The organism is Pseudomonas paraversuta (assembly GCF_904067025.1).
Taxonomy (GTDB): Bacteria; Pseudomonadota; Gammaproteobacteria; order Pseudomonadales; family Pseudomonadaceae; genus Aquipseudomonas; species Aquipseudomonas paraversuta.
Window position 1 is genome coordinate 3,144,787 of the sequence record NZ_CAJFDA010000001.1, and the last position, 21,079, is coordinate 3,165,865.

Consider the following 21,079-nt stretch of genomic DNA (forward strand, 5'->3'; position numbering starts at 1 on the left):
GACTCAGGTCTGTTTCGGCTCTATCTCGACTGCCATTGCGAAACGTTTATGGCACCGCTGATGGGCTGCTAATTAAACCGCCGGGGCCAGGATCAAACCTGGTTCCGGCGTTTAGCCACTCACCTGAAGTCTTGTTCGAAGCAGCACTTCAATAACCCCTGCCAGTAACCGGTCGGCCTCCTCCTGGCGCTGATCATCCGACAGCGCCTGCGGGCTATTGTGTAGCGCTCAGTAACACCCCTGCCCTTTTACTGTGCGCCCATGCCTGGCCCATTCCTCCCGCCCCCCTGCCCGGCAAGGTCCGGCTCCCCGTGGCGTAATTCGTGCATTCAAATTCGACCCTTCTTGCCTGAATCCGCCATGCGCCCCAAGGAACTGAAACTCTGGACCACCGGTGTCGCCCATCTGCTGGCCTTGCCTGCCGGGCACGGGCGACTGGCGGGCTTGAGCCACTGGCTAAGGCAGGTCTGCCCGATCGATCACTTTGTTTTGTTCGTCTACGAAGGCAATCACCGGCCGCTGGCCCTGTTCGATACCTTCTCGGCGGACAAGCGTGCGGTGTATGTCGATGACTATCAGTGCGGGCCTTACTTGCTGGACCCTTTCTACCTGGCCTGCACCCGCGCGCAACCACCGGGGCTATGGCGCCTGCGCCAGTTTGCACCCGACCATTTCTATCTCGGCGAGTACTACCTGACCTACTACCAGCAAACCGGACTGGCCGAGGAAGTGGCCTTTTTCGTCGACCTGGGCGCAGGCGCCATGGCCGTGCTGTCACTGATGCGCAGCACCGCCAGTTGCGCCTTCAGTCGCGATGAAATGCAGTTGATCGAGTGCGCACAAGCGGTGGTCGAGCAGGTGATCAATGAAGCCTGGCGCTTGCGCCAGACCGAGCAGCCGCGCCCGGCCCAGGATCTGGACTTCAAGATCCGCGAGGTCTTCGATCACTTTGGCGCCCACATCCTCACCGTGCGCGAGCAGGAAATCGTGCAACTGCTGCTGCGCGGCCATTCCAGCGCCTCGGTGGCCGAGCAACTGGGCATCAGCCCCGGCACGGTGAAGATTCACCGCAAGAACATCTACGCCAAACTGGGCATAGGCAGCCAGTCGGAATTGCTCGGGCTGTTTATCCGCGACCTCACCGGCCAGGAGCTGGTTGTCGAGCCCTGACACCTGATAACGACTCTATCCCCCAAGGGATATATACAGCGCAAAACCCCGATTGCTAGTTTGGCCCCCGACGCGCTGATTCATCACTGCAAGGGAGCCGGACCGTGAACGACAACCCGCCAAGCGACATCGAATTCTGCAATGTGGTCAAACGCTACGGCGAGGTATCAGCCGTTAACGGGCTGAACTTCGCCGTGCGCCGTGGCTCATTTCATTCTTTCCTCGGCGGCTCCGGCTGCGGCAAAACCACCACCCTGCGCATGATCGCCGGCTTCGAACAACCCAGCAGCGGCGAAGTGTTGCTGGCGGGCAAAAACGTGGCCGGCGTGCCTGCATTCGAACGACCGGTGAATATGGTGTTTCAGCATTACGCACTGTTCCCGCATTTGACCGTGGCGCAAAACATCGCCTACGGCCTGCGCTACCGCAACCCGCGGCCGGACAAAAAAACCCAGCTGCGCATGGCCGACGAGGCCCTGGAAATGGTGCGCCTGAGCGGCTTCGGCCAGCGCAAGCCCAGCGAGCTGTCCGGCGGCCAGCAACAGCGCGTGGCCCTGGCCCGGGCGCTGGTCAACAAACCCACGGTATTGCTGCTGGATGAGCCGCTGGCAGCCCTGGATCGCAAGTTGCGCAAGGAGATGCAGTCCGAGTTGCTGCGCCTGCAACGGGAGGTCGGCATCACCTTCGTACTGGTCACCCATGACCAGGAAGAAGCCTTGTCGATGAGTGACAGCATCAGCGTGATGCACAACGGCTCGATCATTCAGACCGCCACCCCGGAGCAACTCTACGAAGCCCCGGCCAGCCGCTACGTGGCCGATTTCATTGGCGAGTCCAACCTGTTCAACGGCACGGTGCGCCAGCTGCAGGGCAACTCGGTGGTGCTGCGCACCGAGCAGGGGCTGGAGCTTGAAAGCCCGCTGACCCCCACCGGCAAAACCTTGAGCGCCGATGCCCCGGGATGCATCGCCGTGCGCCCGGAGCTGATCAGCATTGCCGGCGCCAACGCCGACATGCTTCGCGAAGTGAAGCTGCCAGGCCGCGTGGAAGACCGCATCTATCTGGGCAACTGCACCGAATATCGCGTGCGCACCCAGGCCTTCGGGGTGATTTGCGTGCGTGTCCCACGCCAGCAGGATCACCCGGCCAATGCCTTCGAACACGGCGCAGCCGTGAGTGTCGGCTGGGATCACGCCAACGGCCTGGCCATGGCGTTGTAAATCAACGATTCGTTTCAACAACCGAATGTGGAGCGCGTTATGGACCAGAAGACATTTATCAAAAACCTGCGCAGCTGGCAGAACGGCTCGATCAGCCGTCGCGACTTCCTGGGACGCACCGGCCTGGGGGTTGCCGCAGCCGTGGTCGCCAGCAACATGCCCGGCCTGCTGATGTCCAGCGCCCAGGCGGGCGAGCAAAAACTGTCGAGCGATCGCCTGGCACTGGCCACCTGGCCGAATTATCACAGCCAGGAAAATCTTGACGACTTCGGCAAAACCAGCGGCGCACGGGTGTCCATGAGCGTGTTCGGTTCCAACGAAGAAATGCTCGCCAAGCTGCAAGCCGGCGGCAGTGGCTGGGACGTACTGGTGCCCACCAACTACACCATCAGCACCTACGTCGGCCTGGGCCTGATCGAACCTCTGGACCTGGCGCGCCTGCCCAATTTCGATGCCTCGGCCTTCCAGCAAAAGTTCATGGCCCAGGGCACGGTGGACGGCAAGATTTACGCGGTGCCGAAAAACTGGGGCACCACCGGGATGCTCTACGACAGTGAAAAACTCAAGGACGGCCCCGCCAGCTGGAAAGCGTTCTGGGCCGCCGCCCAGGGTCCCGCCAGCGGCCGCACCATGGTCCACGACTACCAACTGACCGCCATTGGCAACGCCCTCAAAAGCTTCGGCTACAGCTTCAACTCTCTGGACCCGAAAGAGCTGGCAGATGCCGAGAAACTGCTGATCGAAGTCAAGCCGCACCTGTTTGCCATCAACTCCGATATCCAGCCATCGATGCGCAGCGGCGATGCCTGGCTGGCGATGTCCTGGACCGGTGACGCCTCGCAGCTGCACCGCGATCTGCCGCAGATGCAATACGAGCTGGGCAAGGAAGGAGGCGAACTGTGGAGCGACTTCTTCGCGATCCCCAAAAGCTCCGAGCACAAGGACGCTGCCTACGCCTTTATCAACTACCTGCTCGACCCTCAGCACAACAAGCTCGAAGTCTTGAGCCACGGCTACCCCAGTGGTGACAAGCGGGTCGACGCCCTGCTGCCGGTCGCCTTGCTTGAAGACCCGATCATGTACCCGGCCGCCGAAGCCCTGAGCCCGCTGGAGTTCGGTGCCGCCGCCACACTCACCAGTCCGGCACGGGCTGAACTGATGGCCCGTTTCAAGTCCGCCTGATGCTTTGCCATGGCCATTGAGGAGCCCCCCATGAACGCCGCCGCCCACCCGCAATCGGTACAGCCGGGCACAGCCCTGTCAGTCGGGGCACGCCAGCGGCGCAGCCTCGGCCGGCGGATGACGCTGCTCATGCTGTTGCCATCGACCCTGTGGTTCCTGCTGTTGCTGCTGATGCCGCTGCTGATCATTCTGGTCTACAGCTTCGGCGAACGCAGTGCCGTGGGCGGCTATGCCGCCGGCTTCACCCTGGACAACTACCTGAACCTCGGTTCGCGGGCCGCCGCGTTCAGCAACACCTTGATCCTGGCGCCACTGGGCACTCTGGTGTGCCTGGTGGCGGCCTACCCGCTGGCGTACTTTCTGGCGCTAAAGGTGAGCAAGAACCGTTCGCTGCTGCTGACCCTGGTGATAGTGCCGTTCTGGACCAGTTTCCTGATCCGCACCTATGCCTGGATCTTCCTCCTCAGCGGCAAAGGCATTCCGGCGCTGCTGGCCAGTTTCGGCCTGGAAGACGTACGCCTGATCAACACCCCGTGGGCAGTGCTGATCGGCATCGTTTACGGCTACTTGCCGCTCATGGTGTTTCCGATCTATGTCAGCCTGGAAAAACTCGACAAGCGCCTGCTGGAAGCCTCCGCCGACCTGGGTGCCAGTGCCTTTGAAAGCTTTCGGCGCATCACCCTGCCACTGAGCGCACCGGGGGTGATTACCGGGGTGATGCTGGTGTTTATCCTGCTGATGGGCGAGTTCCTGATCCCGGCCATTCTCGGCGGCGGCAAAGTGTTCTTTCTCGGCAACGCGCTGGTCGACCTGTTCCTGCAATCGCGTAACTGGCCATTTGGCAGTGCGCTGGCAATGACCCTGGTGGCGATGATGCTGGTGATCATCGGTGTGTATCTGAAACTGGTGGCGCGCTATGGCGGCCGTCCTGTCGACTCGGGGGTGTGACATGTGGCTGCGCAGCTATTCGACATCGTTGTATCTGTTTCTCTACGCGCCGATTGCCCTGATCGTACTGTTCAGCTTTAACGCCGGGCGCAGCGGCCTGGCATTCGAATGCTGCTCGGTGCAATGGTTCGGTCGCGCCTTCGGCAACCCGTTCATCATGGAGGCGCTGGCCCATAGCGCATTCATTGCCTTGACCAGCGCGGTAATAGCCACCCTGTTCGGTACCCTGGCGGTATTCGGCCTGCAACGGGCCGGGCCCAGGGTGCGGCTGATGTTCGATGCCCTGACCTATTGCGCGATCATCGTTCCCGGGATCGTCATCGGCATCTCGACCCTGATTGCCTTCATCAGCCTGTTCGATTTCATCAACCCGTTGCTGGCCAGCTGGATACCTGCCGCGCCGCGCCTGAACATGGGCTTTGCCACGGTCATTGCGGCGCACTCATTGTTCACCATGGCGCTGGTCATGGTGATTGTGCGCAGTCGCGTCGACTCCCTGGACAAAGCCTTGCTGGAGGCCTCGGCCGACCTGTATGCGCCGCCGATGCAGACGTTCTGGCGGGTCACGCTGCCGCAGATCAGCCCGGCGATCATGGCCGGGTTCCTGCTGGCATTCACCTTCAGCTTTGACGATTTCATCATCGCCTTCTTTGTCGCCGGCTCCGAAACCACCTTGCCGATTTACATCTTTTCCTCCATTCGCCGCGGCGTGACGCCGGAGATCAACGCTGTCTCGACCGTCATTATTTGCCTGTCACTGTTGCTGCTGTTCACTTCCCGTCATCTGCAAAGCCGCCGTACCAACAGCCAGGAGTCTCAGCATGCGTGATCAGCTTTATATCAACGGCGAATGGGTGGGTGCGGACCTGGGGGGCTTGCTCGACGTCATCGATCCGGCCACCGGCCAGGTTTTTCACCGGGTCGCGGCCGGCACTGAAGAAGACATTGATCATGCCGTGCGCGCAGCCCGCCGCGCGTTCGACAGTGACTGGGGCAAAACCAGCGGCGCCGAGCGCGGGCAATGGCTCGACGCCCTGGCCGATGAACTGCAGCACCACCAGCAGGGACTTGCCGAGCTGGAAGTGCGCGATAACGGCAAGCCGCTGCCCGAAGCCCAGTGGGATGTTGGCGATGCGATTGGCTGCTTTCGCTATTACGCGGGGCTGGCCCGGGAACTGGATCAGCAACAGGATCAACCGCTGCCATTGCCCGACCCGCGTTTTCGCTGCCGGATCCGCCATGAACCGATTGGCGTGGCCGGGCAAATCATCCCGTGGAACTACCCGTTGCTGATGGCGGCATGGAAGGTGGCCCCGGCATTGGCCGCCGGCGCCACCCTGGTGCTCAAGCCCTCGGAACTGACTCCGCTCACGGCCCTTGAACTGGCCGCTGCCGCAGACCGTATCGGCCTGCCGGCCGGGGTCCTGAACATCGTGACCGGGCTTGGCACTGACGCCGGCAGCCCCCTCACCGAGCACCCGGCAGTGGACAAACTGGCCTTCACCGGCAGCGTGCCCACCGGCTCGAAAATCATGACGGCGGCGGCCCGCAGCATCAAGAACATCAGCCTCGAGCTCGGCGGTAAATCGGCCTTTATTGTGTTCGACGATGCCGATATCGATGCCGCCGTGGAATGGATTCTGTTCGGCATTTTCTGGAATCAGGGTCAGGTGTGCAGCGCCACCTCACGTCTGCTGGTGCAGGAAAGCATCGCTGCGCGGTTAATCGAGCGGCTGGTGGAGGAAACCCGAAAAATCACCATCGGCCCCGGTCTGCAACCCGGGGTGTTGCTCGGCCCCCTGGTGAGTCAGGGCCAATACGACAAGGTCTTGGGCTACATCGATCAGGGGCTCGCCAGCGGCGCTCGTCTGCTCACTGGCGGTCAGCGCCCCGGGCATCTGCAAGAGGGCTATTTCATCCAGCCGGCAATCTTCGACGAACCGGGGCATAACAGTATTCTGTGGCGTGAAGAAGTGTTCGGGCCGGTGTTATGTATCAAGCGCTTCAAGACCGAAGAGCAAGCCGTGCAAATGGCCAATGCCAGCCGCTTCGGCCTCGCCGCTGCCGTGATGAGTGCCGACCTGCACCGCACCAGCCGGGTGGCCAACCAGTTGCGGGCGGGCATAGTCTGGGTCAACTGCTCGCAACCGACCTTTGTCGAAGCGCCGTGGGGCGGCATGAAACACAGCGGCATTGGCCGCGAACTCGGCCAGTGGGGGCTGAACAATTATCTGGAAACCAAGCAGGTGACCGAGTACATCGATGACCGGCCGTGGGGCTGGTATCTGAAATAACCGCCATGGGCGCCCTGCCTGTTACAGGCAGGGTGCCCACGGCTCACTCGATCAGGCCCAATGCCGATCCCGCCAGTTTCGCCACTTGCATCACGCCACCCGGATCTTCATGGTCTTCAAGCATCCAGCTCGCGGACAGCCCTGCCCAGGCAAGGACCCAGCGCAACAATCTGCAGCGATCAATACCGCTGGCGGCTGCCACGATTTCCAGACGCCGGGCAAAGCAGCCTGGGGCCAGCGCACTGTGGTGATCGGGGTTGCAGAAAATGTTGGCGTAATCGAATCCGCGTTCTCCGTAGAGCCCCTTGGGGTCGATGGCCAGCCAGCCGGCCGCGCCGAAATCGAGCACGTTGCCATGGTGGACATCGCCGTGCAGCACCCCGACGTCCCGGGGACTGGCCAGCAGTTCACGGGCACTGGCGGCGCAAAGCTGCAGAATGCCGCCGTGGGCCGCCGCTGCGCCCCATAGCGACTCGAAACGCTGTTGCAGCGGGACCAGAGCCGGAAGCGGCTTTGGCGACGGTTTATGCAAACGGCCGATAACCCTGCACAGAATGTGCGTGGCCTGATCATCGGCGCCGTCTGCGACCATTCCCACAAGCGTGGCGCGGCCCTGGGCACGCTGCAACAGCAACGCCTCATGGTCATGGGCCAGCACCGGTGCCGCTCCCTCCCCCGCCCACCAGGCCATCAGCTGAGCACCGGCCTGCTCTTCGGGCTCTTGCGAGACTTTAAGCATGGCCGGCTGCCCGCCCTGGCTGACAGGTAACAAACAACCATTGCGCGAAGCAAAGGCCTCACCCTCGATGGTCAGTTGCCATTGCTCCAGCCAGGGCGTGAACAGGTCGTGATTCAATTCTGGATTATTCACCCGGGCTCCTGATTCTCAGCGCAATGGCGGCAAACCATAGGCGGCCAGATCAACATCCGCCAGCTTGCGCAAAATCTGGTCGGCGTGCTGGTATTTGCTGTCGGCCATGGCTTCGTCGGGCACCGCAATAGCGGCCATGTTGGCGGCCTTGGCGGCGGTCACGCCAAAGGGCGAATCCTCGAACACCAGGCAATCCTCGGGTGCCACGCCCAGACGCCGGGCAGCCGTCAGAAAGATGTCGGGCGCAGGTTTGGCGGCGCCGACTTCAGGGTCGTCAGCGGTAACAATGGTGTCGAACAAGTCAAACCATTCGCGGTGCAAGGTCGTCTTGTGCGCAAGGGAATGGCGCGACGAACTGGTGCCCACGGCAATCGGGATGTTATGCGCCTGCAAGTGCCGCACCAGCGCTTCGGCCCCCGGCATGCCCAGGGCCTTGGGGAAACGCTCGCTCAACAGCGGTTCGCGCACGAGCAGAAACTCGTCCACCGTGAGCGGCAACTCCAGGGCCTTGACCAGAATGGCCGCCAGGTCCCGGGCACCGCGACCGATGATTTGCTGCTTGATCTCCCAGCCATAGGTGCGCCCGTAGCGCGCGGCGATAATCTGTGTCACTTCGCTGTAGATACCCTCTGTATCCAGCAACAAACCGTCCATATCAAAAATTACGGCCTTGATCGGGCCCACAGTAGTACGCGGTGCGTTCATCACAACAGATCCATGCAAGGGACTAAAAGGATTCAGCACAATAACGGTCCGGCTTGCCTGAATGCCAGCGGCAACAGAAATAAGTAGCGGCTTCCATCGCTGGCAAGCCAGCTCCCACAAGGACTGGCTGCTCCACCGAACCTAATTCCCCGGCTACAGTCAGATAGTGCATGCATCTACAGTCAACCGGGGCGCATTTCATGGACACCTTCAAGCACTTGCTCAACAACTGGGAAGCAAAAGCCAGACAGACCGGCGAACGGGTGGAATACACCCTGACCCTGGATAAACATGACCTGATCAAAATCAAGGCGCTGGCCCAGGCCTATGGCCTGGATGAAGCGACCATCACTGAGGGGCTACTGCACTCAGCAGTCATGGAAGCAGAGAAATCCATGCCCTATGTACAGGGCTCGGAAGTGATCCGGGTTGAAGACGGTGAAGAGGTCTATGCCGATGCCGGCAAGACGCCGGCATTCGTGGCAGCGGAACAGACATTATCCAAAAGCATGGGCAGTAGCTGATAACAGCAGCACTGCAAAGGGCAGTTGATTGCGACTGCCTGCCGGGCAACACGGCTCAAACCCTCATTTAGTCATGCCAGGCTGTACTGTTCTGCAGCAGACCAGAGTGCGAGACGGCCTGGTACGCATTTCTGTTGGTGTGGAAGGCGTCCCTCACTCGCCGATAAAGTTGGCTTTACGCTTTTCCAGAAAGGCGTGGGCGCCCTCTTTTTGATCCTTTGAATCAAACAACAGCTGGAACGCCTTGCGCTCCAGGATCAATGCGCTGTCCAGCGACATATCAGCGCCCGCCAGCATCACTTCCTTGATCTGCGCCACCGCCAGTGGCGGCAATGCGGCGATTTCTGCGGCCAGTTCAAGGGCCCGGGGCACTGTTTGAGCGTCGCTCACCACCTCGCTGACCATGCCTATGGCAAGCGCTTGCGGCGCAGGCACCAGGCAGCCCGTGAGCGCGATGCGCATGGCCTGTACCTTGCCGACCGCACGGATCAGGCGCTGGGTACCACCGGCACCCGGCATCAGGCCCAGCTTGACCTCTGGCTGACCGAAGCGCGCCGACTCACCGGCCACGATGATGTCGCAATGCATCGCCAGTTCACAACCACCGCCCAGGGCAAAACCGTTGACGGCAGCGATGATCGGCTTCGGACAACGACTGATGGCCTCCCAAAGGTATTCGGTGTGCCTGAGGTAGATCTCGATGGCGCTGGCGTGGGCGAACTCGCGGATGTCGGCCCCGGCAACAAAGCACTGCTCACCACCGGTCAGGACGATGGCGCGCACCCGCACATCGCTGGCCAGCGCACGAAAATGCACGGCCAATTGCTCGCGCACAGCACTGTTGAGAGCGTTCTTCGCTTCAGGACGGGAGATCTGCACCACTGCCACGCCATCATTGCGGACTTCCAGGGTCACGACCGGTTCTTGTCGGGAGTTCATTATTGTTTTCCTCTCGATGCTGTTGCGTTATACGAAACTGGATACCAAAAAAGTCGCTCATCATAAGTAAGCTCTCAAACCGCTGTAAACCAACAGGTGGGCCGCCGGCCAGGCGAGTGTGTGTGCCCTGGCCAACAGGCATGGCCATGGGTGCATGTTTTCTGTGGCAGCCTTTGCGCAGTGCCGAAAATCGCCTGTGGGAGCCTGGCTTGCCAGCGTCGGGGTGGTGGCGCGATTGTCTTCGACGATGGGCCTGTACCTGGCAGCGGATTACAACACCAACACCCTGGAGGGTGTCGGTGGTAACGCAGGGGTTTGCCTGAGCTGGTAAAGGGCAGAACAGGGTTCAGGGTTCTGCGAGATGCTGAACAGAGTCAGGGACTTGTGAGGTGATCAGTCCTCTAGCGCGCGAACCCGCTCCTGACGCTGCTGCTCCTGGGGCTGAGCAGAGGACTGCAGGGTGAAATCGAATTCGATTTCGGCAAACTTGCCGCTCACTCCATGTTCGGCTGCGCGCTGCTGGTCATCGCTGAAGCTGATTTTGGCGATCAGCTCATCGCGTGTGGCGTAGGCAAAGTCGTCATGCAGGTACTGGTCGCCATCGAGGTTGATCTGGGTCGTGAGGTGACGATGATCCGCAGCAGAAATAAAGAAGTGGATATGCGCCGGGCGCTGCCCGTGACGGCCCAGTTGATCGAGCAGTTGCTGGGTCGGACCGTCCGGCGGGCAGCCATAGCCTGACGGCACGATGCTGCGAAAACGGTAGCGGCCTTCGGCATCGGTGACGATTCGCCGACGCAGGTTGAACTCCGACTGACTGGCATCGAAATAGGAATAGGTGCCGCCCGTGTTGGCATGCCACACATCGACCACCGCACCGGCAAGGGGCTCGCCAGCGGTGTTTTTCACCTGGCCCTGCATGAACAGCTGAACACCCGGGTCGACGCCGTCATCCAGTCGCGCCTCGAAGTTGGACAGTGGCGCGCCCGCTACATACAGCGGGCCTTCGATGGTGCGCGGGGTGCCGCCGGACTTGCCGGCCTGCTCGTCTTCGGCGTCCATCAACAGGTCCAGGTAATGCTCCAGCCCCAGGCCTGCCACCAACAGCCCGGCTTCCTGACGCGAGCCCAGGACGTTCAGGTAGTTCACGGCTTTCCAGAACTCTTCCGGGGTCACGGCGAGGTCTTCGATGATGTTCACTGAGTCACGCAGGATGCGGCTGATCAGGGCTTTGACCCGCGGCTCGCCCCCATCGTTGTGCAGACCGCTGGCCTCGTCGAGAAATTTACGGGCGCTGGCAGTATGGGAAATCTTGGCGTTCATGGTGGTTCCTCATCTTGTAATTATTGGCGTAACTGACCGGGTTCCCAGGACTCAGCGGTCGTCCTCACGGATGGACGAAGGATGGCGACACATTGCAGTGACTTCGATAGCCATGTACGGGTACAGCGGCAACTGCATCAGCAGGTCGTGCAACTCCTGGACGCTGTCGACATCGAACACGCTGTAGTTGGCATAGAGCCCGGCAATGCGCCACAGGTGACGCCACTTGCCCTGATCTTGCAGGCGCTGGGCCAGAGCCTTCTCGTCCGCCTTGAGCCGGGCAGCCACCTCGGGGTTGATGTCGAGCGGCAGGTTCACGGTCATTTTTACGTGGAACAACATAAGGCTCTCCTTAGACTTGAGAAACGGCGGTGGCGGTTTTGTCGCGACGGAAAAACGCCAGGCGCTCTTCATCGAGGGTCAGGCCCAGGCCCGGGTTTTGCGGAACGTGAAGCTCAAAGTCGCGATACAGCAGCGGCTCACTGAGAATATCTTCGGTCAGCAACAACGGCCCGAACAGTTCGGTGTCCCAGGCCAGCTTGTTGAGGGTAATAAAGGCATGGGCCGAGGCCAGGGTGCCGATGCCGCCTTCCAGCATGGTGCCACCGTACAGGCTGATCCCCGCCGCCTCGGCAATGCTTGCGGTGCGCAGGACGGCACGGGGGCCGCCGTTCTTGGCGATTTTCAGGGCGAAAATCGAAGCAGCACCTTCCCGCGCCAGGTTGAACGCATCTTCCACGCTTTCGATGGATTCATCGGCCATGATCGGCGCCGGGCTCATGCTGTTAAGGCGCACCATACCCGAGCGGTTGTTGCGCGAGATGGGCTGCTCGATCAGGTCGATGCCATTGCTCCCCAGAATTGTGCAGGCGCGCAACGCCACAGATTCGTCCCAGGCCTGATTGACATCGACTCGCACACTGGCGCGATCGCCCAGGGCCTGTTTGATGGCAATCACGTGGGCCAGATCGCGGTTGACTTCACCGGCGCCGATTTTCAGTTTGAAGATGCGGTGGCGCCGCAGGTCGAGCATTTTTTCGGCTTCGGCAATATCTTTGCCGGTGTCGCCGCTGGCCAGGGTCCATGCCACCGGCAGTGAATTGCGCACCCGTCCGCCCAGCAGTTCGCTGACCGGCAGGCCCAGACGTTTGCCCTGGGCATCGAGCAGTGCAGTTTCAATACCTGATTTGGCAAAGGTGTTGCCGCGTATGCTGCGTTCCAGCCTCAGCATGGCGGCATTGATGTTGCTGCTGTCCTGACCCAGCAGCAACGGCGTGAAATGCCGGTCGATGTTGGTTTTGATGCTGTCCGGGCTTTCGTTGCCGTAGGCCAGGCCACCGATGGTGGTGGACTCGCCAATGCCCTCGATGCCATCGGCGCAGCGCACACGAATCAGCACCAGAGTCTGGTTCTGCATGGTGTGCATCGCCAGTTTGTGCGGGCGTATGGTCGGCAAATCGACAATTACCGTCTCGATCGATTCAATGGCTGTTGCAAGCATGTCTATACCCGTCAGATTCTTGAAATTCCGGGACTGATTCTGGTACGGCTTTTTTCCCGATACCAATATAGAATTGGTCTGACTTGATACCTTTAAGGTATGGGACCTGCTCTGGAGTTTCTATGGAACTGCGTCATCTGCGGTATTTCCAGGTACTGGCTCAAACGCTCAACTTCACCCGCGCCGCCGAGCTGCTGCATATTGCCCAGCCGCCCCTGAGCCGGCAGATCCAGCAGCTGGAAGAAGAGTTGGGGGTGTTATTGCTGGAGCGTGGCCGACCGCTGAAGCTGACCGCTGCCGGGCGTTTTTTTTACGAGCATAGCTCGGCCCTGCTGGAACAGTTGAGCAAGGTCTGTGACAACACTCAACGCATCGGCTCCGGGGAAAAAACCTGGCTGGGCATCGGCTTTGCGCCATCGACCCTGTATGGCGTGCTACCGGAACTGATTCGGCGCCTGCGCGGCGGCAAGTCGGTGGAGCTCGAACTGGGGCTTTCGGAAATGACCACCCTGCAGCAGGTACAGGCACTCAAGGCCGGCCGGATAGACATCGGCTTCGGACGTATCCACATCGAGGATCCGGCCATCGTCCAGAGCATACTCACCGAAGACCGCCTGGTGGCTGCCCTCCCCGCCGGGCACAGATTGCTGGCAGGGCCCATCAGTCTGCGTCAGCTGGCAGCCGAGCCGTTTGTGCTGTACCCGGTCAATCCGCGGCCAAGCTACGCCGACCACGTGATTGCCCTCTTCGATTCCTACGGCGTGAACATCCATGTCGCGCAATGGACCAACGAACTGCAAACCGCCATCGGGCTGGTGGGCGCGGGAATCGGCGTAACCCTGGTACCGGCCTCGGTGCAATTGTTGCACCGCGACGATATTGGTTTTACCCCGCTGCTGGAGGCCAACGCGACTTCACCGATCATCCTCAGCCGGCGCGTGGGCGACGTATCCCCCGGGCTCAATCATTGTTTGCAGGTGATTGAGGAACTGCTGCCGCAGCCTTGATCGGGCTGCCGGTTGCCCCTGTCACTTGCGACTAATGCCAAAGCACGAATTGTGCCGAGGCCCGGTAACGGGTATTGAATCCACAGTGGCAAACGATCAGGGATTATCAGCGGACAAGGGCTTGTCCAGTGCCAGGCAGCGGTTCATTGCCTGGGGCCTGATCCCGGAACCAACACCCAAGGACGCGTCATGGACAAGACAAGGATTGTACGAACAGATCTGTTCGAAGCCAGAAGCAGTACCGGCCGTATATACGAGATAGAGGAACTGACCACCCAAACCATGACCACCGGCGCGGATGGCGCAAACTCCGGGTGGACGCAGAGCAGCAGGCATTACCAGGTCAGCAGTGGCGGCCACGCCCACAAACTCAGCCATACCGAGTTTCATATTCTGGCGTCAGGGGAAGAGGCTGTACGCATTTGAGTCGTGCTGGCCAACTTCGCGCAACCGGGCGCTACCCGACACCGCCCCTCCCCCGGCTGTATCGCCAGCCCCCGGTCACCCTGGTGTCATTTACCAGCGGTACACAGATCCCCGGTTGCCCGAATCAGTGCCAGTTCATGCAATTGATCCTTGGCCAGGCCTTTGCGCGCCTGAGCAACCCAGCGGCTGCAGTCCGGGGCATTGCGATACGCGGAGAAGGCACTGTAGTGCTGCAACAGCCGGGTTTGCAGTTGATCCAGCTGTGCCCGGATCTGCGTCGAGAGATCAGCCCGCGGGACGTCCGGAGCCTTGCCGGCAGCTTGCCATTCGGCCAGCAACCCATACTGCACCAGCTTGTTGCCTTCGATCTGGGCAGCCAGCAGCTCGGCCACAGCATCCGGGTCCAATTGCCTGGCCGTGGCCAGTACCCGGGCGTTACCAATGACTTGCGCTTCGCGCGCACCGTCCTGCACCGGCTTGCCACTGTCCCACTTACTGAGGGCAACCTGGTCTGCGATGTTCAATCGCTCATTCATGGTTGCCAGCAACAACGGCAACGACTCGGGAGGCGCTGAAACCGTGCTGGCCTGGGCGCTACCGATAAACAGACTGAGGGCAGTAATGCCGAGCAGATGAAAAAAACCTGGGCGGTTAGACATGCAACTGATCCTTTTCGCTGAATAGTCAAAACTGCAGAACAATACCTCGCCACGCCAGAACATGCTGTGTTGTTGATTTAAACCCTGGGCCGTCAGCAGACACCATCGTCCAGGGTATGGTCAGATTGGGTGATGGCGGTATGATGGCCAGCGAATACTCTGTCTGATGAAAAAAACAACCAACACCGCACTTTGGGCCGGGTGATCTGGCGCGGCGCAACCATTAGCTTTTTACTTTTTTTGTGAAGATGGAAGTTCAATGAACCTGACTAAACTCTCGCTTGCCCTGTCCTGCTGCGTAGCCATTTCGATGCTGGGCGGCTGCGCTGCCACTGTAAAAAGCAGCGGCACTGACACATTGGCAATCCGCGAAGCAGCCAAGCGCAACATCATCCTCGAGCTCCAGGGCAACACCAGGGTTGAGCAAAACAAGGACTGGCCGCGGTTGAAGGAAGAATGGAGCCAGGCCCTGCACGTTGAAGCGACCCAGGCCGGCTATGGCCTTGCCGAACCCCAGCCAATGAACCCTGTGGAAAAAGACGGTATCGGGCTCAGGATCAACGTGACCAACTTTCGCTACCTGACACCCGGTGCGCGTTATAGCGCCGGCGTCATGGTCGGTAATGCCTGGATCAACTCATCGGCAGACTTTACAGACTTGAAGTCAGGCCAGTTGATCGGGTCCCGGACCTACGACACTTCATCTTCAGCCTGGGAAGGCGTCATGTCGGCCATGACCGAAGAGCAGGTTGAATCGCCCCTAGTTTCGTAGACACCTCCAAGCCTTAAAATGAGGCCCATTAGGAGGTGCCATGAGCAACCAGCGATATCCCGAAGAATTCAAAATCCAGGCGGTCAAACAAGTGACCGAAAAGAAGCTTCCTGTCTCGGAGGTGGCTGCACGATTGGGTGTGTCCGTGCACAGCCTCTATGCCTGGGTTAAGCGCTACACCAAGCCCCAGGAACAGCGCGTTGAGGAGGATGATCAGAGCGCTGAGGTTCGTCGTCTACGGGCCGAGCTGAAACGGGTGACGGAGGAGCGAGACATCTTAAAAAAGGCCGCCGCGTACTTTGCCAAGGAGTGCGGCTGAAGTACGCCTTTATTAAGCAGCAAGCGGGTCATTACGCGATTCGACGGCTTTGCCTGACGCTCAAGGTTCATCCCAGCGGCTACTACGCGTGGCTATCAGAACCAAAATCTGCGCGAGCCAAGGACGATCAGCGACTGCTTGGACTGATCAAACACTCCTGGTTGGAAAGCGGTGGTGTTTATGGCTATCGCAAGATCCATGATGACCTGCGAGAGGTTGGTGAGAGCTGTGGCCGTCACCGGGTAGCTAGGTTGATGCGCCTTGAAGGTTTACGTTCTCAGACTGGGTATCGACGGAGGCCGGGAAAATATGGCGGTAAACCAGCCGTTGCCTCACCGAACTTACTGAAGCGCCAATTCGATGTCAGAGAACCCAACAAAGTCTGGGTCACAGACATTACCTACATCCGAACATATGAAGGCTGGCTGTATTTGGCCGTGGTGCTCGATCTGTTTTCACGCCAGATCATTGGTTGGTCAATGAAGTCGCAGATGACCAGCGACGTAGCCATTGATGCACTGCTGATGGCGGTTTGGAGACGTAAGCCGAAGCAAGAGGTGATGATCCACTCGGATCAAGGCAGTCAGTACAGCAGCTCAGACTGGCGAAGCTTCTTGAAAGCTAACAACCTGGTAGCCAGCATGAGTCGTCGAGGTAACTGCCACGACAACGCTGTGGCGGAGAGCTTTTTCCAGCTGCTAAAGCGGGAGCGGATCAAGCGTAAAATCTACACTACACGCCAGGATGCTCGGGATGATGTGTTCGATTACATCGAGATGTTTTACAACCCAAAACGACGCCACAGTTTCAACAATCAGCTGTCACCGGTAGAGTTTGAAAAGCGTTACGCAGCGAGCCTGGAGAGTGTCTAGGAAACCTGGGGCGATTCAGAAAGCTGACGCAAGTAGCCACACAGCCTGATACCCACCCCTGTGTAGATGCCAGTCCTAAAATTTGTGGGGGGTCTGAGAAAAAGTAATATTAGTAATATTCCATCCAAAAAATGGCTACACCCCTTGCAGATCAAGGCTTTCAGCGCTTTAAGAAAAAAGCGATATTTGCGCGATAGGAAGGCGATAGTATTACCTTTCTATAAAGCTATATATCTATTCCTTAAAGCCCAATGAAACCGGGGGTTTGGCAGAAATATTACTTTTCATATCGCTTCATATTACCTTCCCTTGTAATACCGAGAACCCAGTAAAACAGGGGCCTCCAGACCCATTATCAGCGCTGTATAGCTGATATCGCTTTTTTTGAAACGACCACCCTCCCCCCTAAGAATCAATCTCAATAAAACGACTTTTTTCATCGTGCCTGGATCCATTGCAATGAGGGAAAACTGATCCTCGATCTTGTTCAGCCATATGCAATCAACCAAACACACCACAACCCCTACCAGACGTGACCTGCAGGGAATTCAGCCTCTCACCGGATCAGGCCAGTTCCGCGCCCAGAGAGATCGTGCGCGCTTTTGAAAATCCACTGAAAACCACGCTTTCAAATTTTACGCCCAATGGAATCGGGCACTCCATCAATACCCCGTCCTTGACCGCCCCTCGCGCCGCTGTGCAAGCGCACTTCATTCCCCTACAAAACTTTGCATTCTGTGCAATTGCCGATCCCCTGCAGAACCCCACGGCCCGCCTGGGCTGCAGGTTCGTTTGCACTACACTCGGATTTTCACAAAAAAATGACGCAAGGCTCGTCGGCGGGAGGGGGATAAGTGCTTTTTAGGATGATTTATTCTTCACTTCTTATTTTTAGATGGCATCATGATGGCACATGACAGAATTGTATAATGCTCAACCTAAAAGGGATTTTTCTCAGTGAAATTATTCAAGTATGTCCCTCCCCAGCGGACTGACATTTTAGAAAACAACATGATATGTTTCTCTACACCACATCAACTGAATGACCCATTCGAATTAAAGCCCCATATAAAAGATATCGCATCTCAAGAAACTTATAATTCAGCCATCAAAGAAGAAGTTGAAAAACTTAGAGGGGAATATTCAAAACTCCCAAGAAATTCGCGACGACAGCTTACCTTTGAGGAATTTTCCAGGCAGGTATCCAACTCCACACACAAAGGGCTTACTAGCAAAATCAAGCTAGACATGGCAACAAAAGCACAAGAAATAATTGACAAAGAACTTAGTGGGAAAATAGGGATTCTTTCACTCACAGAGCGCCCTGACAACTTACTGATGTGGGCGCATTATGCTGACTCTCATCAAGGCTTTATAATTGAATTCGATTCTGAGTCTTCATTTTTCACCCAACGAAGAAGTGATGAAGACGAGTTTGGATACCTAAGAAAAGTTAAATACAGCGAAGCTCGCCCATCTCTAATCCTTGAGGAAATTGAAGATTTTTCTCCATATTTAACCAAGGGCAATGTATGGGAATCAGAATGTGAATGGCGAATCATGTTACCTATCTATAAGCGCGACAAAGAACTTCCCTGCGGCCATAATTTATTTTCCTTTCCTGCACTCGCAATAAAAAGCATTATTTTTGGATGTCGCGCAACTGACTTCACGACAAATAAAGTCAAAGAAATAATCAGAAAAAACCCCGACTTATCACACATAAAATTGATGACCACCAATATCGACCAAGAACACTACAGGGTTTGCATAAATTGACTATCTCAACACCAGGCAATTTAGATAGTTACCGCACACTATGGCACTCCGAATGCATAAAAAACACACTTAACAGTAATTCAGAGCTAATGAGTATGGATTTTAACAACACTCTAATAAACATAGGTTCATTCTTTGCAAAAGCATTAACCAGTGAGACATTCGTGGCAGCATTGATCACAGGGGCCGCGGCATTATTGGGCGCAGGAATTGCTGGGTACTTTAGTTTTTTGGCAACAGAAAAAGCACACCAAAACAATATGGAAAAAGCAGAGCGCGAAGAAAAAAAAATCACTAGCAATACGTTAGCCCTGATAATGATTGAGATCAAAACAGCTTGGGAGGTTTATAATACCGAATACGCCGATGAGCTAAGACACCTAGAAGACGGCAAGCCCTATGTTGTCATGTTTCCAGTTGGCGCTAACACATTTTCTCTATATGATTCATCGCCATCATGCTTAGCAAATTTACCAATTGAAGTAGCAGAAAAAATCGTCCTGTTATACATGAGAATGAAAGGAATGATTGCAATGATCGAGTTGAACAACAGCGATGCAAGGCAGGCGTATTATTCTGCAGAAAACACCATGCAGAAACTTCGTGATGGAATGACCACTAACGGCTGGAAACTTAGCCCCGAGAAGCTAGATGATATCTACAAGAACCACGTAAATCATGAGGCCGTTAAACTCGGAATGGGGAGCACCGCTGACGGAATGAAACTATTAGGTGCAGAGATTGAAGATTTATACATTTCATTGCTAGGGATCGAACAACGCTACCAAAAATCTCAGAACCAATAGAATCAACCACTTTCAAAATAAAAACAAAAAAGCTCTCAAGCCTCACCCCCCTAGGCTGACCTTAAATACAAGCTGCAATTAGGTCAAGCGAATGAAGGGGGGGCAACTTAACGTTCCGTGATCGCCTCAAGCTTCTGCATTAGTAATGATGAGCCCATAGCCCTCGAAGTAAAAAAATCCTGATTTTCCGGAACTTGCCTTGAGCCATGCTGATGAATAGCTATCTCAGCATTCATATCCATAACAATATTTATTAAATTACAAATAACTTGTAAGGCATTAACCTCCTCTGAACCAAGCCAAGTTTTAGGGGATTTGAAGTTCTGACTCACACCAGACATACACTTTCTAAGGCCCTCGATCCGCTCCTGCATATCGCCACCGACGGTGGCGTTGAACTTATCCCCAACCACCAGATTCAGGTCGCGGCCAGTGGCCTGGTGCAAGTCATCCACAGCCGCCACGCTCATTGATCCGCCTGATAGCAGCTTTACGGCGCCCAGCGCTTCAATGGTTTTGACCCCGCCGACTGTCTCTTTTGAGTGGTCGTCCACGGTTTGGCTGTGGCTTTGATAGTGCTCCTGGTTGTCCAGGGCCTGGACTTCGCGGTCAGCTGAAAAGTCCTGTATGCGGCCATCGGTCTGCCGCGACCAGTTACCGTCGGCGTCCACGCGCTGCTGGGCGGTTTCGCTGTGCTGCCAGACTTGATCCCCTTTGGGCACCTTCGGCAGGCTCAGGCCGTGGGGCAAGATGGTTTGAATGAACGGCTTGCTGGGCATGCCGTAGGCGAAGTTGACCACCACCATGGTGCCTTCTGCCGGGAAGGCGAAAAAACCCATCTCATCACCGCCCACGGGCACGGGCAGCGGTACACCGGCAAGGATTGGCAGGTTGGGGTCGGGTTCGCCGTCCTCGGCCAGTACCTGCAGGTCTACCGCGTACCGGGGCCGGAAGTTGTCGCAGATCCCGGACTGGGCCGGGGCATCGGCCACGCCTTGCACCAAGGCGAATCTGGGCAGGTGGTAGCCGCCGCTCAGCTCGGGGAATTGACGTTCTACGGCGCGTTTTATTGCTTCTTCCACTTCAAACCCATTTGATTCGCGGCCAGCGACACCGAAACGATGCGTTGTGCCTGGTTAAAGGTTGCACCAGGGCGAATACCTGGCATGGCGGCGACCATGGCGCTTTCGTTGCCCTGGTAGCTGTCGAACAGTTCGATTGGCAGCTGCAGCGGCTCCCGGGCACCAAAAAAGCTGTCGGCCCAACTGCCCACAAAGACTTCGCCGTCGCCCTGCTGCTGCCAGATCGGGTCGGGGATGCTGAAAACCCGGGCCAAGCTGTCCATGGCTTGTATGCCGGTGGCCAGGTTGTAAAAGAACGGGGCTTTCACCTTTGCATAAGGCTGGTCAGGTACGCGGAATGTCAGCCCGGTCTTGTTGCTGATAGCGGTTAGGACGGCCCGTAGATCCACATGGCGCAGGTTCAGCGGCAGCGGCTGGCTCAGGATTGCAGCCAGTTCGCGGCAGAACAGCACCTGCTCGACGGCGTTCACGCTGGTACTGCGCTCGACGTAGCCAATGAAAAACCGCTGTAGCGGCTTGTTGTTGTAACCAATGTCCAGCGTCACCAATCCTTTTAACGGGCTTTGGCTTGCACCGTGAACGAGGCTCGCCCCGGGGTTCGCAGCTCCAGCCGGACATCGTCTTTGACCAGCGGGTATACGGTGCCGCCGATGGTCAGCACTTTGTGCAGTTTCATGGCA

General features: G+C 57.6%; 22 protein-coding genes and 1 pseudogene. 14 read left to right on the top strand and 9 right to left on the bottom strand.

What is annotated here, in order from left to right:
• The first annotated feature begins 360 nt into the window (after positions 1 to 360).
• From JQ848_RS14090 to JQ848_RS14115, 6 genes are all read left to right on the top strand, one after another.
• Entirely contained in the window at positions 361 to 1,170 is an 810-nt protein-coding gene (locus JQ848_RS14090) for a helix-turn-helix transcriptional regulator (RefSeq protein WP_010656326.1), read from the top strand.
• A 104-nt stretch (positions 1,171 to 1,274) separates the two neighbouring features.
• On the top strand, positions 1,275 to 2,390 hold the full coding sequence (locus JQ848_RS14095) for an ABC transporter ATP-binding protein (RefSeq protein ID WP_003442368.1): 1,116 nt from the start codon (positions 1,275 to 1,277) through the stop codon (positions 2,388 to 2,390).
• 39 nt (positions 2,391 to 2,429) lie between these two features.
• Positions 2,430 to 3,572, top strand: a complete 1,143-nt coding sequence (locus JQ848_RS14100; RefSeq protein ID WP_161718996.1) for an ABC transporter substrate-binding protein — start codon at positions 2,430 to 2,432, stop codon at positions 3,570 to 3,572.
• A 30-nt stretch (positions 3,573 to 3,602) separates the two neighbouring features.
• On the top strand, positions 3,603 to 4,520 hold the full coding sequence (locus tag JQ848_RS14105; protein WP_003442359.1) for an ABC transporter permease: 918 nt from the start codon (positions 3,603 to 3,605) through the stop codon (positions 4,518 to 4,520).
• A gap of 1 nt (position 4,521) precedes the next feature.
• Positions 4,522 to 5,349, top strand: coding sequence for an ABC transporter permease (locus JQ848_RS14110; RefSeq protein ID WP_003442357.1), 828 nt, complete (start codon positions 4,522 to 4,524; stop codon positions 5,347 to 5,349).
• Positions 5,342 to 6,814, top strand: a complete 1,473-nt coding sequence (locus JQ848_RS14115; RefSeq protein WP_161718994.1) for an aldehyde dehydrogenase family protein — start codon at positions 5,342 to 5,344, stop codon at positions 6,812 to 6,814. Before JQ848_RS14110 ends, JQ848_RS14115 begins: the two co-directional genes overlap by 8 nt.
• A gap of 43 nt (positions 6,815 to 6,857) precedes the next feature.
• On the opposite strand, the gene JQ848_RS14120 is transcribed toward JQ848_RS14115, so the two are convergent.
• Positions 6,858 to 7,685, bottom strand: coding sequence for an aminoglycoside phosphotransferase family protein (locus JQ848_RS14120; protein WP_202210861.1), 828 nt, complete (start codon positions 7,683 to 7,685; stop codon positions 6,858 to 6,860).
• A 15-nt stretch (positions 7,686 to 7,700) separates the two neighbouring features.
• Complete coding sequence (locus JQ848_RS14125; RefSeq protein WP_202210862.1) at positions 7,701 to 8,390, bottom strand: HAD-IA family hydrolase; 690 nt, start codon at positions 8,388 to 8,390, stop codon at positions 7,701 to 7,703.
• 170 nt (positions 8,391 to 8,560) lie between these two features.
• Here JQ848_RS14125 and JQ848_RS14130 point away from each other — a divergent pair, with 170 nt between their 5' ends.
• Complete coding sequence (locus JQ848_RS14130; protein WP_232286852.1) at positions 8,561 to 8,914, top strand: hypothetical protein; 354 nt, start codon at positions 8,561 to 8,563, stop codon at positions 8,912 to 8,914.
• A gap of 153 nt (positions 8,915 to 9,067) precedes the next feature.
• Here JQ848_RS14130 and JQ848_RS14135 read toward each other — a convergent pair whose 3' ends face one another.
• Positions 9,068 to 9,853, bottom strand: a complete 786-nt coding sequence (locus JQ848_RS14135; RefSeq protein WP_010656331.1) for an enoyl-CoA hydratase — start codon at positions 9,851 to 9,853, stop codon at positions 9,068 to 9,070.
• Positions 9,854 to 10,049: 196 nt separating this feature from the next.
• On the opposite strand from JQ848_RS14135, the gene JQ848_RS22835 reads away from it, so the two are divergent.
• Positions 10,050 to 10,184, top strand: coding sequence for a hypothetical protein (locus JQ848_RS22835; RefSeq protein WP_268968737.1), 135 nt, complete (start codon positions 10,050 to 10,052; stop codon positions 10,182 to 10,184).
• Positions 10,185 to 10,246: 62 nt separating this feature from the next.
• Here the strand turns inward: JQ848_RS22835 and catA are convergent, their stop codons facing one another.
• The 3 genes from catA to JQ848_RS14150 are packed head-to-tail and all read right to left on the bottom strand — an operon-like array spanning position 10,247 to position 12,677.
• Positions 10,247 to 11,176, bottom strand: coding sequence for a catechol 1,2-dioxygenase (catA, locus tag JQ848_RS14140; protein ID WP_202210863.1), 930 nt, complete (start codon positions 11,174 to 11,176; stop codon positions 10,247 to 10,249).
• 51 nt (positions 11,177 to 11,227) lie between these two features.
• Positions 11,228 to 11,518: a muconolactone Delta-isomerase gene (gene catC / locus JQ848_RS14145; RefSeq protein ID WP_003442344.1), complete on the bottom strand. Its 291-nt coding sequence runs from the start codon at positions 11,516 to 11,518 to the stop codon at positions 11,228 to 11,230.
• A gap of 10 nt (positions 11,519 to 11,528) precedes the next feature.
• On the bottom strand, positions 11,529 to 12,677 hold the full coding sequence (locus tag JQ848_RS14150) for a muconate cycloisomerase family protein (protein WP_010656332.1): 1,149 nt from the start codon (positions 12,675 to 12,677) through the stop codon (positions 11,529 to 11,531).
• Positions 12,678 to 12,799: 122 nt separating this feature from the next.
• Here JQ848_RS14150 and JQ848_RS14155 point away from each other — a divergent pair, with 122 nt between their 5' ends.
• Complete coding sequence (locus JQ848_RS14155; protein WP_202210864.1) at positions 12,800 to 13,684, top strand: LysR family transcriptional regulator; 885 nt, start codon at positions 12,800 to 12,802, stop codon at positions 13,682 to 13,684.
• A 189-nt stretch (positions 13,685 to 13,873) separates the two neighbouring features.
• Positions 13,874 to 14,110, top strand: a complete 237-nt coding sequence (locus JQ848_RS14160; RefSeq protein WP_202210865.1) for a hypothetical protein — start codon at positions 13,874 to 13,876, stop codon at positions 14,108 to 14,110.
• An 86-nt stretch (positions 14,111 to 14,196) separates the two neighbouring features.
• Here the strand turns inward: JQ848_RS14160 and JQ848_RS14165 are convergent, their stop codons facing one another.
• Positions 14,197 to 14,769, bottom strand: a complete 573-nt coding sequence (locus tag JQ848_RS14165) for a chorismate mutase (RefSeq protein ID WP_010656333.1) — start codon at positions 14,767 to 14,769, stop codon at positions 14,197 to 14,199.
• A 259-nt stretch (positions 14,770 to 15,028) separates the two neighbouring features.
• Between JQ848_RS14165 and JQ848_RS14170 the strand changes: the two genes are divergently transcribed.
• From JQ848_RS14170 to JQ848_RS14185, 4 genes are all read left to right on the top strand, one after another.
• Positions 15,029 to 15,541, top strand: a complete 513-nt coding sequence (locus JQ848_RS14170) for a DUF4410 domain-containing protein (RefSeq protein ID WP_202210866.1) — start codon at positions 15,029 to 15,031, stop codon at positions 15,539 to 15,541.
• 40 nt (positions 15,542 to 15,581) lie between these two features.
• Positions 15,582 to 16,732, top strand: a protein-coding gene (locus JQ848_RS14175; RefSeq protein ID WP_088500423.1) for an IS3 family transposase whose coding sequence is annotated in 2 segments (ribosomal slippage) — positions 15,582 to 15,816 and positions 15,816 to 16,732 — 1,152 coding nt in all. Because the reading frame shifts where the segments join, the coding sequence is not laid out codon by codon here.
• Positions 16,733 to 17,689: 957 nt separating this feature from the next.
• Positions 17,690 to 18,511, top strand: coding sequence for a DUF2971 domain-containing protein (locus JQ848_RS14180; RefSeq protein ID WP_202210867.1), 822 nt, complete (start codon positions 17,690 to 17,692; stop codon positions 18,509 to 18,511).
• 95 nt (positions 18,512 to 18,606) lie between these two features.
• A complete protein-coding gene (locus tag JQ848_RS14185) occupies positions 18,607 to 19,317 on the top strand; it encodes a hypothetical protein (RefSeq protein ID WP_202210868.1) in 711 nt (236 codons plus the stop codon).
• A gap of 107 nt (positions 19,318 to 19,424) precedes the next feature.
• Here JQ848_RS14185 and JQ848_RS14190 read toward each other — a convergent pair whose 3' ends face one another.
• The gene (locus JQ848_RS14190) at positions 19,425 to 20,399 is read right to left on the bottom strand and encodes a hypothetical protein (RefSeq protein ID WP_202210869.1); all 975 of its coding nucleotides are present in this window, start codon (positions 20,397 to 20,399) and stop codon (positions 19,425 to 19,427) included.
• Positions 20,384 to 21,075 (bottom strand): annotated as a pseudogene (locus JQ848_RS14195) (hypothetical protein). The gene JQ848_RS14190 and the pseudogene JQ848_RS14195 overlap by 16 nt, the downstream one beginning before the upstream one ends.
• Positions 21,076 to 21,079 lie beyond the last annotated feature (4 nt).

Excerpts from the sequence above, each read along its gene's own strand:
- JQ848_RS14090 (WP_010656326.1), top strand. The coding sequence starts at position 361 with ATGCGCCCCAAGGAACTGAAACTCTGGACCACCGGTGTCGCCCATCTG.
- JQ848_RS14100 (WP_161718996.1), top strand. The coding sequence starts at position 2,430 with ATGGACCAGAAGACATTTATCAAAAACCTGCGCAGCTGGCAGAACGGC.
- JQ848_RS14105 (WP_003442359.1), top strand. The coding sequence starts at position 3,603 with ATGAACGCCGCCGCCCACCCGCAATCGGTACAGCCGGGCACAGCCCTG.
- JQ848_RS14110 (WP_003442357.1), top strand. The coding sequence starts at position 4,522 with ATGTGGCTGCGCAGCTATTCGACATCGTTGTATCTGTTTCTCTACGCG.
- JQ848_RS14115 (WP_161718994.1), top strand. The coding sequence starts at position 5,342 with ATGCGTGATCAGCTTTATATCAACGGCGAATGGGTGGGTGCGGACCTG.
- JQ848_RS14125 (WP_202210862.1), bottom strand. The coding sequence starts at position 8,390 with ATGAACGCACCGCGTACTACTGTGGGCCCGATCAAGGCCGTAATTTTT.
- JQ848_RS14130 (WP_232286852.1), top strand. The coding sequence starts at position 8,561 with ATGCATCTACAGTCAACCGGGGCGCATTTCATGGACACCTTCAAGCAC.
- JQ848_RS14135 (WP_010656331.1), bottom strand. The coding sequence starts at position 9,853 with ATGAACTCCCGACAAGAACCGGTCGTGACCCTGGAAGTCCGCAATGAT.
- catA (WP_202210863.1), bottom strand. The coding sequence starts at position 11,176 with ATGAACGCCAAGATTTCCCATACTGCCAGCGCCCGTAAATTTCTCGAC.
- catC (WP_003442344.1), bottom strand. The coding sequence starts at position 11,518 with ATGTTGTTCCACGTAAAAATGACCGTGAACCTGCCGCTCGACATCAAC.
- JQ848_RS14150 (WP_010656332.1), bottom strand. The coding sequence starts at position 12,677 with ATGCTTGCAACAGCCATTGAATCGATCGAGACGGTAATTGTCGATTTG.
- JQ848_RS14155 (WP_202210864.1), top strand. The coding sequence starts at position 12,800 with ATGGAACTGCGTCATCTGCGGTATTTCCAGGTACTGGCTCAAACGCTC.
- JQ848_RS14160 (WP_202210865.1), top strand. The coding sequence starts at position 13,874 with ATGGACAAGACAAGGATTGTACGAACAGATCTGTTCGAAGCCAGAAGC.
- JQ848_RS14165 (WP_010656333.1), bottom strand. The coding sequence starts at position 14,769 with ATGTCTAACCGCCCAGGTTTTTTTCATCTGCTCGGCATTACTGCCCTC.
- JQ848_RS14170 (WP_202210866.1), top strand. The coding sequence starts at position 15,029 with ATGAACCTGACTAAACTCTCGCTTGCCCTGTCCTGCTGCGTAGCCATT.
- JQ848_RS14185 (WP_202210868.1), top strand. The coding sequence starts at position 18,607 with ATGGATTTTAACAACACTCTAATAAACATAGGTTCATTCTTTGCAAAA.